Here is a 16,576-nt window from a genome sequence, read left to right on the forward strand (position 1 = left end):
TTTGAAAACAAAACTTCTTTGCTTCGTTGTTGTGTTTAGTCTTTCCATTTTTAATCCAGCTTCTAGTCAAGAAGGGCGAGTTGATGCCACTTTTAACACCTATGATGATGGGGTATTAGGAGATGGTTTTGATAATACCGTAAGAACCGTCTCGATCCAATCTGATGGGAAATTAATTGTAGGAGGTGATTTCTTAAATTTTAATGGTGCTGCCACTCCTTACTTATGTAGATTGCTACCAGACGGCACTAAAGATCCTAGCTTTAGTTTAGGCACAGGAATTAATGGAAAAGTTTATTGTTCTTTGATTCAGCCAGATGGGAAAATTCTACTTGGCGGGTCATTTACACTCTTTAATAGTCAAACTACTAAGCGATTACTTAGGTTGAATTCAGATGGATCTCTTGATGTGACTTTTAATACCACTATTGCTTCTAGTTCAGGGGTAATCTATAGTCTTGCGCTGCATTCTGACGGGAGTATAATTATAGGCGGCAGTTTTACTAATTATAATGGGAATACTGTAAATCGAATCGCTCGAATATTACCCAACGGAAATTTGGATTCCACCTTTGTAACCGGAACTGGTGCCAATGGTATTATTTATGCCATACAAATTCAATCTAATGGCAAAATAATTCTTGGCGGATCATTTACTTTGTTCAATGGAATCCTTTCAAATAAAATAATTAGATTAAATACGGACGGTAGTAATGATGTAGCTTTTGTTACCGGAACTGGTTTTGATGATGATGTTAAATCTCTGGCGGTTCAGACGGATGGAAGAATTTTGATTGGAGGGGATTTTACAGTATATAATGATTTAACAAATAACAGAATACTTCGTTTAAATGATGACGGTTCTATTGATGTTAGTTTCATTGCCGGATTAGGTTTTAGTAATGGAGGTGTTTCAGTTATCAATATCAGTACTATTGGTTCAATTATGTTAGGTGGTTCTTTTACAGATACCTATGATGGAATAGCGGTAAAACGATTGGCGCTTTTAGAGCCCAATGGTGTTATAAATCTAACATTTGATACTGACTCGGGGCCATTTTCGGGAACTGTTCTCGCTATAGCTCCAGAATTAAGTGGTTCTTGGTATGTAGGAGGTTCTTTTTCTATTTTTGATTCCCAAAATCAAGGCAGGCTAGCAAAAATTGATGCTTTTGGCGCTTTAGATATTGGGTATTTAACTGCTGGTGTTGGTTTTGACAACTCCGTTTATAAGGTCATTTCTTTATCCGATACTAAAACGATTGTAGTTGGTAATTTTTCTAAATTTAATGGGTTTGGCGCTCCAAAAATAGCACGTTTATTAAATGACGGTTCACTTGATCCTACCTTTAATATTTCCGGGTCTGGCGCTGATGGATTAATCAAAAATGCGATTGTCCAGCCAGACAATAAAATTATAATAGCGGGTAATTTTTTGAATTATAATGGGGTTTTAGTAAATAGGATTGCCAGAATTTTATCAGATGGTTCTATTGATGTTTCTTTTAATACGGGTTTGGGTTTTAATAGTCAAATTTATGGAGTAGCCTTACAAGCAGATGGTAAAATCATCGTTGGAGGTAATTTTACAAAGTATAACGGAGTGTCTGTAAATAGGATAGCGCGTTTGTTTTCAGATGGAACTCTTGATGCGAGCTTTACTAGTGGTTTAGGGGCTGATGAAATTGTCGAGTCCGTCATTGTTCAGCCCGATGGAAAAATAGTGTTAGGTGGTCGTTTCTTAACTTTTAATGGGATTGTCCACAATCGTATCGTGCGATTAAATAGCGACGGTAGTGTTGATACAGGGTTTTTTACAGGATTGGGTTTTGATAAAAATGTGTATTGTATAGAGAAGCAATCAGACGGAAAGTTAGTAATAGGAGGTTCTTTTTTAAATTATAATGGAACTGTGGCAAAACGACTGCTGAGATTGAATTCTGATGGAAGTTTAGATACGGTTTTTGCTACTGGATCGGGCTTTAGTAATGGAGATGTGAGAGCTATTTTAATTCAGCCTGACAAACGGATTTTGGTAGGTGGAACTTTCTCTGGAACTTATAACGGAACGTCTGTAAAGCGAATGATTCGACTTTTGCCTGCTGGTGCTTTTGATGTTTCTTTCTCGGCTGATTTAAATAGTCCGCTGTACAGTATGTGTTTTACTCCAGACAATAAAGTGATGATAGGAGGCAATTTCAACTCTGTTTCGGGTGTGACAAAACACCGGGTTGCTCGGTTGCTTTTGTGTTTGGATACTACCGTTTGGGATGGTTTAATTTGGAATAATGGTTTGCCTTCTTCAGAAAAAAGAATTATTTTCAATGGTAATTATCCTGTTTTAAATTCTGTGAATGCTTGTTCATGTTCTATCAGTTCAGGAATTAGTGTTGGTATTCCAAATGGAAATACGTTGGGTTTAGTTTTTGATTATTCTGGTTTAGGAACATTAATTTTGGAAAATAATGCCTCACTTTTTCAATCTGAGGATCAAATAACAAATACAGGGCTAGTTGTCTATAAACGCGAAACAACTCCGATAGTCAAATTTGATTATACCTATTGGTCTTCCCCAGTTTCTGGCCAAAGATTGGTTGATGTCTCTCCTGATACATTATCAGATAAGTTTTTTTCTTTTAATGCAGCTTCTGATTCATGGAGCAATGAATCACCAACAACCGTAATGGAGTCCGGTAAAGGATATATCATAAGAGGTCCTCAAAGTTTTTCAACAACAGTTCCAGCTATTTACGGAGGGGTTTTTTCAGGAATTCCTAATAATGGGATTGTCTCAGTTCCTATAAGTATAACAGATACTTCAAATCTCATAGGGAATCCTTACCCATCTGCCATTGATGCGAACCTCTTTTTGAAATTAAATGAAAAAATCATCGATGGGACACTATATTTTTGGACACATAATACACCAATTACAAATAATGAATATGCATCAAATGATTATGCTTCTTATAATTTATTAGGTGGAGCAGGAACAAAAGCTACAAATTTGGGTGTTAATAATACAATTCCTGATGGTAAAATAGCGGCTGGTCAAGCTTTCTTTGTAACGAGTGTGAATGGTGGTGGGACAGCCTTTTTTAACAACAGTATGCGTGTAGTTGGGCAAAATGCAAGTTTTTTTAAATCAAGTACAACTAAAAAATTGAAAAAAAATGTGATTGACAAACACCGTATTTGGTTGAATTTGTACAATAACGAAGGTACTTTCAAACAAGTTTTGATAGGATATGCATCTGGAGCGACTAATGATTTTGATAGTTCCTTTGATGGAGAGAGTTTTGATGGGAATGATTATTTAGATTTTTATAGTATTAATCAAAATAAGAATTTAGTAATTCAAGGAAGGTCATTGCCATTTAATGAAACCGATGAAATCAAATTAGGTTTCAAAGTTAAGATAGCAGGAGATTTCAGGATTAAAATTGATCATGTGGATGGTCTTCTAGCAAATCAAAATGTTTTTATTGAGGACAAATTGACTAATAGTATTGTTGATATAACAAATGAGAGTTATGCTTTTCATACAACCGTCGGAACATTTGATGATCGTTTTATATTGCGCTACGGAGATAAAAGCTTGTCCGTTGTCGATTTTGCCAATCCGGAAGAGTCAATTTCTGTATTGAGTAAAAACAAACAGTTACAAATATACTCAACCAAAGAATCGATAAATGAGGTTACAATATACAATTTAGCTGGAAGAAAAATATATCAAAAAAATGAGATAAATGATATTGATTTTTCAGTTTTTAATCTGCTTGTTGGACATCAAGTCTTGCTGGTGAAAATACTTTTGCAGAATGGTCAATCAGTTACCAAGAAAATAATGTATTAAAGAAAATAGCATAAAAAAACCATCTTGTGAGCCAAGATGGTTTTGTATATTTATTCAAAATAAAGCTTATTTTTCTTTACCCGATGCTTCAAGATTTTTCTCAATTGTATGACCGGGTCTTGACCATTTTGGTTTTTCGCCCAACGGAGCAAATTGAGAATCTTGCGCCTCAACAGTTTGTGGTTGAGAAACTTTTGTAAATGGTTTTTGTGGATTCAATCCTAGCATCTCAAACATTTTCATGTCTTCATTTACGTCAGGATTTGGAGTTGTCAATAATTTATCTCCTGCAAAAATAGAATTGGCACCAGCAAAAAAGCACATGGCTTGACCTTCACGGCTCATATTCATTCTTCCTGCAGAAAGACGTACTTGGGTTTCCGGCATGATGATTCTGGTTGTTGCTACCATTCGGATCATTTCCCAGATTTCTACCGGTTTTTCTTCTTCCAGTGGTGTTCCTTCAACAGCAACCAAAGCATTTATTGGTACTGATTCTGGCTGCGGATTTAACGTAGAAAGTGCTACAAGCATTCCCGCTCGGTCTTCGATACTTTCTCCCATCCCGATTATTCCGCCGCTACAAACAGTAACATTGGTTTTACGAACATTTTCTATGGTTTGTAAACGGTCTTCAAATCCACGGGTCGAAATTACTTCTTTGTAATATTCTTCAGAAGTATCTAAATTGTGGTTGTAGGCATATAAACCAGCTTCTGCTAAACGATGGGCTTGATTTTCAGTGATCATCCCTAAGGTACAACACACTTCCATGTCCAGTTTATTTATGGTACGAACCATTTCAAGAACTTGGTCAAATTCAGGGCCATCTTTTACATTTCTCCAAGCTGCTCCCATACATACACGAGACGATCCGCTAGATTTTGCACGTAGAGCTTGTGCTTTTACTTGGCTAACAGACATTAAATCATTTCCTTCAATTTCAGTATGATATCGTGCAGCTTGCGGGCAATAGCCACAATCTTCTGGACATCCACCTGTTTTTATAGAAAGTAAAGTTGAAACCTGAACCACGTTAGGATCATGATGTTCCCTATGAATAGATGCTGCTTCGTAAAGCAAGTCCATTAAGGGTTTGTTATATATTGCGATAATTTCGTCTTTAGTCCAATTGTGTTTTGTAATGCTCATCGATACTGGTTTTTTGATGCTTCAAAAGTAGTTAAATTGTTCTAAAGAACCAATGCAATGCTATTGAAAAGCCTTTCGTAAAACAATTTTTGGTTAAAGTTAGGCTGTTGTATGCGGGTGTTTCAGAATTTTATAAAGTGTTATTCAATTGATTTATCCGAGGGTATTTACTAAACAGAAGGAATATATAATTTATAAAATATAAAAAAATAAACGCCGTAAAAACAATATGAGATGCTCGTTTGGGGAGTGGTATTGGAATTAAGTAAGGATAAAAAATTAAGATTCTGCTCCATGCTTATCTGAGGAATAGCGGGTGTCCCAGTATAACAGCAACATGAAGGTAACGATTACCGCTGAAACAATTCCTTCAAATAACAGAGAAATAGAATAGGTCATTACGGATGGATCACCACCAAATAAAAAAGTTTTTGATAATGAGCCAACATACGCATCTCCACCTTTGGCGTAGCTATAAATAATTAAACCTACAATGCTCAGAAATATGCCCGTGAGGGAAGTTAGTAATGCAGAAACAGCATTAGAAACTAATATTTTTTTGCCTTCGGCGAAATTAGATTTTAACGTTTTATAGGTTCCGAAAAATACAAATAGGACATTAAATAAACGTAATAAGTAAATATCTGCTAGGCCTAAAAGTTCCATTAGTAGGAAATAAAAGCCAATTCCCATAAAAATAATGACTCCGTTTACTATTTCTTTTGGAAGTTTCATATAACTAGTTTTAAAAGTTAGAAAGCATATCGTTATGACAAACAGTATATTACTTTCAAATTTACAGAAAAAATAGTAATATTTTATTAAAAAATCAAAATTTATTCAAGTACAAGAGTGCAGTTTTTTTGTCTTTTTCAAGTTGTTCTTTCAGCAAATCAACCGATTCAAATTTTTGTTCGGAACGGATTCTTTTGAGTATTGAAACTCGAATTTCTTGATTATATAAATCAGCATTGAAATCAAAATAATGGATCTCGATTGACTGATTTTGTCCGTCAACAGTAGGATTGAACCCAATATTCATCATTCCAAAAACAGTTTTTTCATTGAGAATACTTTGCACAATATAGACTCCGTTTTTTGGAATCAGCTTGTAATTTTCTGCAATTTTTAAGTTTGCCGTTGGGAAATTGATGGTTCTTCCCAGTTGTTTTCCTTGAATAACAGTACCAGTCAGAAAATAATCATACCCTAAATATTCGTTGGACAAATTCATGTCTCCTTCCAATAATGCATTTCTAATTTTGGTAGAACTTACCGAAATGTCATTGATTTCCTGAACGGATATTTGTTCTACTTCAAAATCATATTGTTTTCCAAAAGCGATAAGATCATCAATATCAGCCGTTCGATTTCGTCCAAAGCGGTGGTCATGCCCAATGATTATCTTGTGAATATGAAATCGATCTACAAGAATAGTACTTACGAATTCTTCGGCAGTCAATCTCGAAAACGTTTCATCAAAAGGATGAATCACTAAATTTTCAATGCCGATTTTTTCCAACAAATCTATTTTTTCACCTATGGTGTTAAGCAATTTTATATCAGAATGTTCCTGTAAAACCATCCTGGGATGGGGAAAAAATGTAAGTACCAGACTTTCATATTTCTCATTCTCCGTCCCGACGCTTCGGGATTGGGTTAGTTTGTTCAGGATTTTTTTGTGACCAATGTGAACTCCATCAAAGGTACCCAACGTGAGAATTGTTTTTTTTGTGGAAGCGAAATCGTTTATAGAATGAAAAATCTTCAAAGCAAGTGTTTTATAAAAATGCAAATTTAAGGTATCTTATTTAAAAGTAGCGGTATGCCTCACTGAATTTCAATATAATTTTTTATTAAAATATGAAAAAAGGGGTTTAAAAACAGAAAACAGCTGAGTTTTTCATAATTTGATTTAAAATATTAAATAATTGAAGTAAGGATTACTGTAAATACTTTATTTTTGATGGTTAAATCATGATATTATGAATAGAATCATACTATTTTTTATAATTATTTTTTCCAATTCTGCTATCCATGCCCAAGATGGCTCTTTATGGAAAAGAATTGTTCAGGATAAAGTTACAGTTTATGATAGAATCAATGTTAAACCGATTACTGAAAATCAGTTGTTGTTTAATTTAAATGAAGTTGCAATAAAAAAATCTTTGGAAGTACTTCAAAATAAAACGTCAAAGCTGAGCAGAATTGAAATTACAATACCCAACATGAATGGTGCTTTAGAGAAATTTTCAGTTTGGGAATCTTCAAATTTTGAAGCGGAATTGCAAGCACAAAATCCTGATATAAGAGCCTACAATGGTATTGGAATTACAGATCGAAAAGCTTCTTTGTATTTTAGTTTTTCTCCAAAAGGAATTCAGACTATGATTCTTAGAGGAGAAAGTGGCTCTGAATTTATTGAACCTTACTCTAAAGATCATACTGTTTATGTTCTTTTTGATTCTAAAAGCAGAGTCCGAGGAAGTTTGCCTTTCACTTGCAAAACAGAAGATGTCGTTTTGAATAAAGAACTTTTAAACAAGGCTGGTAAAATAGCTGCAAATAATAAAGTTTTTAAAACTTTTAGATTAGCGTTGTCCTGCACCGGCGAGTATACAGCGTTTCACGGTGGGACCATTGAAGATGCCTTAGCCGCGATGAATGCTACTATGACAAGGGTTAATGGAGTTTTTAATAAAGATTTAGCGATTAAACTGAGTATTATCACGAATAACAGTCTTATAATATATACCGATGCCTTTACAGATCCGTATTCAGACTCCACAGAGGGAGCAGCGGGTGCTTGGAATCTGGAATTACAAGAAAATTTAAGCGCTACAATAACGGATGACGGATATGATATTGGTCATTTATTTGGCGCAGATGGTGGTGGAGGAAACGCAGGTTGTATAGGTTGTGTGTGTGTAAATCCCAATGATATTGAGCCTGCAGCAAAAGGAAGTGGTTTTACTTCGCCAAGCGATGCCATACCTCAAGGAGATACTTTTGATATTGATTTTGTAGCACATGAAATGGGACATCAATTAGGCGCAAATCATACGTTTTCTTTCGAGATTGAAGATACTGGCGTAAATGTGGAACCAGGCAGCGGTTCTACTATAATGGCCTATGCAGGAATTACTTCGGGTTATAATGTTCAAAATAATTCAGATGATTACTTTGCTTATGCAAGTATAAAGCAAATACAAGAGAATCTTTTTTCTAAAACGTGTCCTGTAAGTACAATTGTTACTAATAGTCCTCCAACAATCAGCGCAGGCCTAGATTATACTATACCCAAGGGGACAGCCTTTATCTTAAAAGGTTCTGGTTCTGATTTGAATGATGATGTGATTACCTATTGTTGGGAGCAAAATGATACCGCTATCAATACTGTAAATCCTGCGGTTAGCGAAGAAGGTAATTTTAGCTTTGCGTCACCTACAAAAGTACATGGCCCTAACTTTAGATCATTTTATCCTAGTAGTTCACCAATTCGCTACATGCCAGCTTTGAGTTCGGTCTTGGCCAATGAATTAACAACTACTTGGGAATCCGTTTCTACCATTGAAAGGACACTTTCGTTCACTTTAACAGGCAGGGACAATGCGGCTCTTGGAACAGCGCAAACAAATACAGATGTGATGATGGTAAACGTAAGTGGGGCAGCTGGTCCATTTGAAGTAACATCACAAAGCACTGAAAATTCAGATTGGTTGCAGGGATCGACTCAAACAGTTACTTGGAACGTAAATAATTCTAACACTCTAGTCGGTTCTGCGAATGTGAATATCAAACTTTCAACTGACGGAGGATTAAATTTCAATACAATTTTAGCTTCAAATACTCCTAATGATGGTTCGGAAACAATCACGGTGCCAAATGTAACGGCTAAAGATTGCCGAATTTTGATTGAGCCAATAGCAAATATTTATTATGCAGTAAACAGTAAATCTTTTGCAATTGGGTATTCCGTTGTTTCATCTTGTAATACGTATGCTTTTGCAACACCGTTTTCTATACCGGAATCTACAACGTATCGGACTAGTGCAGCGACCGTTCCAGCTACAGCGGAAGTGATTTCTGATGTGAATTTTGCAATTGCTTTTACACATACTTATTTGAGTGATGTGCAAATAGAAGTAGTAAATCCACAAGGGACTGTTGTAAAGTTATTTGAAAGAAGTTGTGGGTCTACAAGCAATAGTTTAGTGTTGAATTATGATGACCTGGGAGTTTCCCTTGATTGCACAGCGAAAGCTGCCCAAACCGTAGCGCCTTTTGAATTATTGTCTAACTTTAATGGGCTGAGTCCGCAAGGAAATTGGACTTTGCGTGTTCGTGATTTAGATACAGGTGACTTTGGTACAATAGATTCTGCATCAATAACAATTTGTACAAAAACATACACTTTAGCAACTCCGGACTTTGAAATCAATGATTTTGTTATGTTTCCTAATCCAAATAAAGGGAATTTTAATGTTCAATTTACCACTAAATCCGATGCAGAAGTAAAAGTGATGGTTTATGATTTATTAGGAAGAAAGCTTTTTGAAAATGACTTTAAAAACAAGTCAAATTTTAATGAAAATATCCAATTGAAAAATGTCTATGCCGGAGTTTATTTATTGACGGTGAGTGATGGAGAACGAAAAGAGGTCAGAAAGATTGTGATTGAATAATCAAAATAGAATTATTAAAAAAGGGAAGCGTTATTTGAAACGTTTCCCTTTTTTTATTTCCCGTTAAAGGAGGTCATGGTGTTTTCCAGTCCTGCGGTCCCAAAAGATTTTATAATCTCAGATCCTACTTCCAGTCGTTCTGGGAGCGCAGTTTTTTCAGTATCATCCCAGTCGCCAAGAACGTAATCGACTTGTTTTCCTTTTTTGAATTCATCGCTGATGCCAAAACGGAATCGCGCGTAGTTTTGTGTATTCAGCACGAGATTGATGTTTTTAAGTCCGTTGTGTCCGCCGTCGCTTCCCTTTTGCCGGATGCGGATGGTTCCAAACGGCAGATTCAAATCATCTGTAATAACCAGAATGTTTTCAAGCGGAATATTTTCCTTATCCATCCAATACTGAACGGCTTTCCCGCTCAAATTCATAAAAGTGTTGGGTTTCAAAAGCAGAAAAGTTCTTCCTTTGAACTTATATTGGGCCAATGCGCCCAGTTTTACGGTTTCGAAAGAAACTCCTTCTTTGCGGGCGAGGAAATCTACGATCTTAAAACCGATGTTGTGTCTTGTGTTTACATATTCGGCGCCAATATTGCCGAGTCCTACTATTAAAAATTTATTACTCACGCTTTCTGTATTGTTTTTTTGGTGTTCGTGAACCTCTGGTTTCGTATAATCTGTATTGTTCTCTGTTTTTGTTGACGAGAATAAATTTGAAATCCATTTTATCATACTGCAAAAATAGACTTAATTAGAATATTGGACTATTAGATTTTTAGAAAATCGTTATTGAGGGCAAATTAGTTCTGAATAGCCCTGATGGAAGTGGCATCCTTTTATGCCGGTTTTCGGCATGAAAGATATAACGGACAGCAGGAGCAGAGTTGTTATGAAAAGCGAAAGAGGTGCTCCTAATAATTTAAAACAGGATGATGAGATTGTTTGTTTCTCGAAATAACAGAATAAAAAGCATAAAAAAAGCACCAGTTTTACAACTGATGCTTTCTTGAATGATTGAAAAAATATTATTTTTTCTTTCCTTTTGCAGGAGCTTTCGCTGCTTTTGCTGCTTCTTGAGCTGCTTTCATAGCCGCACGAGAGATTCTTACTTGAGCAACAACAGTGTTGTCTGGGTGAATCAATTTGTAGTTGTCGTTAGCTAATTTAGTAACGTACAATTTGTTCCCCATTTCAAGTGGAGTAATGTCAGCTTCAATAAAATCCGGAAGATTTTTTGGTAAAGCTTTTACTTTAAGTTTACGAGTATTCAAACGTAAAACACCACCAGCAAGAACTCCTTTAGATGTTCCAACTACTTTTACAGGAACTTCCATAGTGATTTCTTTGTCATCAAATAATTGAAAGAAGTCAATGTGTAAAATCTTGTCAGACACTGGGTGAACCTGAATGTCTTGTAAAATAGCGTTAAATGATTTTCCTTTTCCAAGATCGATCTCAACTGTGTGAGCGTTTGGAGTGTAAACCAAGTTTTTGAAAGCCATAACTTCTGCTGAGAAATGAACTGCCTGATTTCCTCCGTATAATACGCAAGGAACCAATCCAGCATTACGTAGGGCTTTAGTCGCAACTTTACCCACGCTTTCTCTTTCTGATCCTTTAATTGTAATCGATTTCATTGTAAAAAAAATATAGTTATTAAATAATATTACTTGTTTGGGGTTACATTATGAACTTTCCACTAATGGAGTTGTTATGATGTACCATGTGCATAACTTCAGCAAAAAGCGGGGCACAACTCAACACTCTTATTTTGTTTGATTCTTTCTTTAACGGAATCGAATCGGTCACTATTAACTCTAATAATTTAGAATTCTCTATTTTTTCGTAAGCATCACCAGATAAAATCGCGTGGGTACAAATTGCTCTTACGCTCAATGCTCCTTTTTCGATCATTAAATCTGCGGCTTTCGCCAAAGTGCCTCCGGTATCAATCATGTCATCTACTAAGATTACATTTCTACCTCTTACTTCACCAATTAATTCCATGGTATCGATAATGTTGGCTTCTTTTCTTTGTTTGTAACAAATTACCACATCCGATTCTAAAAATTTAGAATAGGCATATGCTCGTTTTGAACCTCCCATATCCGGAGAAGCGATAGTCAGATTGTCTAAACCTAAACTTTTTACGTAAGGCAAAAAGATGGTTGATGCAAAAAGATGATCTACCGGTTTTTCAAAGAACCCTTGAATTTGATCAGCGTGCAAATCCATGGTCATTACTCTTGTCGCGCCTGCTGCATCTAATAAATTAGCTACTAGTTTAGCTCCTATCGGAACTCTTGGCTTATCTTTTCTATCTTGTCTTGCCCAACCAAAGTAAGGAATTACTGCTGTAATGTGTCTTGCCGAAGCACGTTTTGCAGCATCAATCATCAGTAACATTTCCATCAAATTATCCGCCGTAGGAAACGTTGAACATACGATAAATACGCGTAATCCTCTGATAGACTCTTCGTAAGAAGGTTGAAATTCACCGTCGCTGTATTTTGACATGGTGATTTTTCCTAATGGGATTCCGTATTCTTCTGCTATTTTCTCAGCGAGATAAACACTTTGTGAACAAGCAAAAATTTTAGCTTCAGGTTCTAAGGTTGACATTTAATTTGTTGTTTTATTCCGCTGCGTTTCATACTGTTGGCTTTGTCATTTGAAGAAAGCCGTAAGTTTGTATTTACCTCGGGTGTAGTTAGTTGTGTGTTGTGTTTTTAACGAGGTGCAAATTTATAAAATTTATTCAACTCTGAAAGGAAAAAATTAAGTATTTTTAGTTGAACATTTAATATTATTTTTTACATTTGCACCGTGTTAAAGGAATTGATGGTTGATTTAAACACAATCACATCTTTTATTGCGTTGAAATAACTGTCGTTATTTCATGTCTGCTAAGCCCGGATGGCGGAATTGGTAGACGCGCTGGTCTCAAACACCTGTGGGAAACCGTGCCGGTTCGACTCCGGCTCCGGGTACATTAACGGAAAAGCTGTCATTTTTGACAGCTTTTTTTGTTTTAAGCCTTTCTGAACCCTTGCTATTCCTAGTCAAAACCTCAACAACCTCATTCACTTTAGTGGTTCGACAATTGTCATTTCCAAATAATAACTTTTCAGTGAATATTGAACCCGCTATGATTCTCTTGGAGTCATAGTCACTATTGTCAAACATGATATTTAAGTTCGATAATAGCATTAAACCTGAATCAACATAGTTTTTGATTGAATCTTTGCTTGCACTAAGTATTTCAATTTCATTATTGACTTCATTAAGTTGTCCGTTGATACGTTCGATTATACTATTGAATCTTTCTTTGTTGATATCTTTACTTAATAGCAAGTCTTCAGCATCTTCCATCTTAGACTTTAGACTCTTTTGGAGCTCTGTTTTACTTTTAAGTTGAGTAACTCTATTGCCATTAATTTGAGAATCAGAATCCTTTAAAATCTCCGAGAACAACTCCTTTATATTTTCGTTAATCTGTAAATTAAAGAGAAGGCTTCCGATTTTATTATGAGCATCATCAACCGACACTCTTGTTTTGCATTTATTTCTGCAATGATAATACGCATATTTCTTAGTTCTTCCTTTTGAAATACTACCTGTAATCTGTCCTCCACAAAGCTCACAAGTTAGAAAATCTCGCATAGGAAACTCTAGGTTTTTCTGAGCGGGTTTCGTTCCGTACCATCTTTTTCCTTTAAACACATCCTGAACTTTGTTGAATGTTTCTATACTAACCAATGCCTCATGTTTCCCATTTACCACCATGGCAGATTCTTTCTTAAATTCAGGAACTTTAATCTTACCTATATATATCACGTTTTTAAGCAATTCGCTAAATGCACTTTTTTCAAGCTTCATTCCTTCTTGTTTTAGCTTCTTGCGAATCGTTTCAATTGATTCGATATTCATAGCGACCTCAGCAAACGCTTTTTTTACGAAAAAAGAAAATTGGTTTGGCTTCAATGTTGATTTTTTGAATTCATCTCGAAAATTATCATAGCCGTAAGGGGCTTTTCCTGTGAAATATCCTTCCTTTTTTGCTTGATAAGTTCCGCTAATTGTTCGGCTCGAAATTTTATCTCTTTCGACCTCTCCAGCTGTTAGGTAAATTGAAAGAACCATTTTGTTATCTGAATTAGACATCTCTAAATATTGCTCTGTAGCGTTCAATTCAATCCCCATTGAATCAAACTCTCGCAAGACTGTTAAAGCTTGCTCTGTATTTCTTGAGAATCTGTCCCACTTAACAAACAATACCTTGTGGATTAGTTTTTTATTAGCTTTTGCGAACGTTTTCAAACTAGACCATTCAGGACGCTTGAAATTTTTTGCTGAGTGGTCTTCTCTATATGACTTAACGAGATTATAACCCATTCTTTCGCAATGGTTTATTAATGTTTGTTCTTGATAATCTAGACTAAATCCTTTTTGTGCTTGCTCGTCAGTACTAACTCTAGAGTACAATATTACATTTGTATTATTCATAAATTGTTCCATTTAAAGTGGTTGCTAAATTCAAGCAACAAACTCTTGCTTGAAATTCATTTTCATAATCCTCTATATCTTCAAAATAACATATGTCCTCATAGTTATCTAAAACTGAATGAGTCACGTAATATTCATCTTCGAATAAAATCAATGCCCATTCTGCATAATTATCATTGAGTAAACTAATAATTCCAAATTCACACACAATGCCTTTTAATTTCATCATTTCTATTAGCTCATGTATTGTCATTCTAAATCTTATTTTCAATCTTTGTATTGTCATATTTTTTTATTTTAAATTATTTTATTTGACTGGCATACTTCTGCCAATTTATACAGCACATTTCGGATTAATTCAATTTCTTCATCCGAGTATTTTATTCCTTTTTTATTTAATGTTGTTTTACAGTGTGTTATACTTAACAAGTTGGTACTCTGTCGTCATTTTCCAATTCTTTACTTTGACGGTGGAATTCTTTTTATTGTAGGTCACAAAGCGACCTCTCCTAAATCAGTCTGATTCAGAAATTGGATGCATACATCATCAATTCGAATTATTTAATGAATTAACATTACTTGAGGCATGCCTTTCCCGCTTCGGGTATTGCACCGAATTGATAATTTAAAATATAATTTGATTTTTAGAACATGGTTGTTCAGCTTTACAACCTGCTCTTTTTGCATTCTTTAGCTGTCAGAATGCAGAAAAGATTCTTGCAATAATCTCTTCTTTTATTTTTCTTTACAAAGGTAGGACATGTTTTTGATATTCTTTTTTAGGTAACTTAATCAACTTATATATAATAAGATAAATCGTATTAAAAAGATATAAATTATTTTATTTCAATAAGTTAAAGTAAAAAAAAATAATAAAAAAAAATTACAATTAACAAATAATTAGTACGCTATTTCTTAATTATAATTTTTTTAATTTTCTAGATAACTCAATTTATTTATGTAGCCAATAAGTTAGTTCTATTATACAATTGAAGTACAGTCGGAGCATAAAATTTATTACCATATCTGGTCTTGAAATTGAGCTGATTAAGATAATCTGCAATTTGTCTGTAGCTCATTTCTTTCTCTTTGCAATTGAGGATTATTGATTGAGCTTGTCGATTTCTGTCATTGTTCATGGCATTTTCTTTGATTTTATCAACTCCCTTGGCTCTAGCCTCACTGGTTAGATTTTGCGGATTACCTAATTTTACTCCTTTTTTCTTAAGTTCCGCCAGCGCAAGCTTGGTTCTTGAGCTGATAAGTTTGGCTTCCTGCTCCGCAAGTGCCGAGAATATATGAATGGTGAAATTGTTGGCTGAGGGCATATCTACCGCCAAAAACTCAATACCTGCATCCATCAAAGAACTTACAAAGCTCACATTGCGAGCTAATCTGTCTAATTTTGCAATAATTAGGATTGCTCCTTCGTTTTTTGCCAGTTGAATTGCTTTATGGATTTCGATGCGTTCACGTTTATTAGTACCAGTCTCAATCTCAGTAAAACTCTTAACAATAGTTCCATCCTGCGAGGTTACATATTTTTCAACTGAACTTTTTTGAGCTGACAATCCTAAACCCGATATTCCTTGCTCTTTTCTACTGACTCTATAATATGCTACAAATTTTTTCATTTTGATGTTGATTTAAATCTTAAACGTCCGTTTGTGATTTATTACACGTCAAATGTCCAGGTCTATTTTGGATTAAACAAGAGAAATCCTGGTTTTCCTGGGCTCACGGCTTTTTTGGTCACTTTAGCTCATAAAAAAACGAGGTAATTAGCCTCGTTCTTTGGATTGAATCAATTTTGAAAACACTTCAAGTTCTTTATCCGTGAAGTTTCCCGCTTTTATCGTTAGCGGATACCTCACATCTTGGGATTTGAGCACTTGTTTAAGTTGGGATAGTCTTATTAATAATCTCATGGTTACTTTTACTATAAATATGGTCTAAAATTTAAATCTAAATTTTTTCTCAGAAATTTTTTTCTCAATTTGGATAGCGCAGTGAACGAACATATCCATCGCTATAGATAGGAAAGTGTACTTTTCAGATTATCGAAGGAGGTAACTAAGCTTGTGTTTACAAGGGTTACGGGAGGGAGGGTGTAATATTGGAAGAGATAATCTCTTTTGAAAGGCTTGCTAGCGTTTACAGGAGCATCTGTAGCTTAATCGGAACACAATTAGTGTTTAAATAGTTGCTGAGGTTTAAATCTCTCTCTTCAATCTTCTATCATATATGTTACTTAATATACTACTGATTAGTAGGGTTGAAACCCTAGTAATATCAATGCTTTAGAGAATGTTAACTCAAATAGGTGTATGCTCAGTTTGCGCTATTCAAAAACATGGTTGTTAAAATTAATTTGAAGTGGT

12 protein-coding genes and 1 tRNA gene are annotated in these 16,576 nt (G+C 35.0%); 3 read left to right on the forward strand and 10 right to left on the reverse strand.

Annotation, left to right across the window (positions count from 1 at the left end; genetic code table 11):
- Position 1: 1 nt before the first annotated feature.
- Positions 2-3,856: a T9SS sorting signal type C domain-containing protein gene (locus tag AC0J6S_RS05430; protein WP_474955791.1), complete on the forward strand. Its 3,855-nt coding sequence runs from the start codon at positions 2-4 to the stop codon at positions 3,854-3,856.
- A gap of 66 nt (positions 3,857-3,922) precedes the next feature.
- Here AC0J6S_RS05430 and bioB read toward each other — a convergent pair whose 3' ends face one another.
- From bioB to AC0J6S_RS05445, 3 genes are all read right to left on the reverse strand, one after another.
- Positions 3,923-5,008 carry a biotin synthase BioB gene (bioB, locus tag AC0J6S_RS05435; RefSeq protein WP_474955792.1) on the reverse strand — a complete coding sequence of 362 codons (1,086 nt, stop codon included), beginning with the start codon at positions 5,006-5,008 and terminating at the stop codon, positions 3,923-3,925.
- A gap of 279 nt (positions 5,009-5,287) precedes the next feature.
- Positions 5,288-5,743, reverse strand: a complete 456-nt coding sequence (locus tag AC0J6S_RS05440; RefSeq protein ID WP_474955793.1) for a hypothetical protein — start codon at positions 5,741-5,743, stop codon at positions 5,288-5,290.
- Between the two features lie 94 nt (positions 5,744-5,837).
- Entirely contained in the window at positions 5,838-6,779 is a 942-nt protein-coding gene (locus tag AC0J6S_RS05445) for a bifunctional riboflavin kinase/FAD synthetase (RefSeq protein ID WP_474955794.1), read from the reverse strand.
- A gap of 214 nt (positions 6,780-6,993) precedes the next feature.
- On the opposite strand from AC0J6S_RS05445, the gene AC0J6S_RS05450 reads away from it, so the two are divergent.
- Positions 6,994-9,693 carry a zinc-dependent metalloprotease gene (locus tag AC0J6S_RS05450; protein WP_474955795.1) on the forward strand — a complete coding sequence of 900 codons (2,700 nt, stop codon included), beginning with the start codon at positions 6,994-6,996 and terminating at the stop codon, positions 9,691-9,693.
- A 53-nt stretch (positions 9,694-9,746) separates the two neighbouring features.
- Here the strand turns inward: AC0J6S_RS05450 and pth are convergent, their stop codons facing one another.
- From pth to AC0J6S_RS05465, 3 genes are all read right to left on the reverse strand, one after another.
- Positions 9,747-10,421 (reverse strand): aminoacyl-tRNA hydrolase, encoded by a 675-nt coding sequence (gene pth, locus AC0J6S_RS05455; protein ID WP_474955796.1) that lies wholly within the window; start codon positions 10,419-10,421, stop codon positions 9,747-9,749.
- A gap of 293 nt (positions 10,422-10,714) precedes the next feature.
- Positions 10,715-11,326, reverse strand: a complete 612-nt coding sequence (locus AC0J6S_RS05460) for a 50S ribosomal protein L25/general stress protein Ctc (RefSeq protein WP_474955797.1) — start codon at positions 11,324-11,326, stop codon at positions 10,715-10,717.
- Positions 11,327-11,369: 43 nt separating this feature from the next.
- Positions 11,370-12,311 carry a ribose-phosphate pyrophosphokinase gene (locus tag AC0J6S_RS05465; protein WP_474955798.1) on the reverse strand — a complete coding sequence of 314 codons (942 nt, stop codon included), beginning with the start codon at positions 12,309-12,311 and terminating at the stop codon, positions 11,370-11,372.
- A 288-nt stretch (positions 12,312-12,599) separates the two neighbouring features.
- Between AC0J6S_RS05465 and AC0J6S_RS05470 the strand changes: the two genes are divergently transcribed.
- Positions 12,600-12,679: transfer RNA gene (locus tag AC0J6S_RS05470), tRNA-Leu, on the forward strand.
- Here AC0J6S_RS05470 and AC0J6S_RS05475 read toward each other — a convergent pair.
- From AC0J6S_RS05475 to AC0J6S_RS05490, 4 genes are all read right to left on the reverse strand, one after another.
- The gene (locus AC0J6S_RS05475; RefSeq protein ID WP_474956330.1) at positions 12,633-14,207 is read right to left on the reverse strand and encodes a recombinase family protein; all 1,575 of its coding nucleotides are present in this window, start codon (positions 14,205-14,207) and stop codon (positions 12,633-12,635) included. The genes AC0J6S_RS05470 and AC0J6S_RS05475 overlap by 47 nt on opposite strands.
- Positions 14,188-14,481, reverse strand: coding sequence for a hypothetical protein (locus AC0J6S_RS05480; RefSeq protein ID WP_129752525.1), 294 nt, complete (start codon positions 14,479-14,481; stop codon positions 14,188-14,190). The genes AC0J6S_RS05475 and AC0J6S_RS05480 overlap by 20 nt, the downstream gene beginning before the upstream one ends.
- Before the next feature lie 670 nt (positions 14,482-15,151).
- A complete protein-coding gene (locus AC0J6S_RS05485) occupies positions 15,152-15,829 on the reverse strand; it encodes a recombinase family protein (RefSeq protein ID WP_113664560.1) in 678 nt (225 codons plus the stop codon).
- A gap of 147 nt (positions 15,830-15,976) precedes the next feature.
- The gene (locus AC0J6S_RS05490; protein ID WP_165355307.1) at positions 15,977-16,123 is read right to left on the reverse strand and encodes a hypothetical protein; all 147 of its coding nucleotides are present in this window, start codon (positions 16,121-16,123) and stop codon (positions 15,977-15,979) included.
- Positions 16,124-16,576: the final 453 nt, after the last annotated feature.

This window comes from Flavobacterium sp. TS_SC_5 (genome assembly GCF_056156265.1).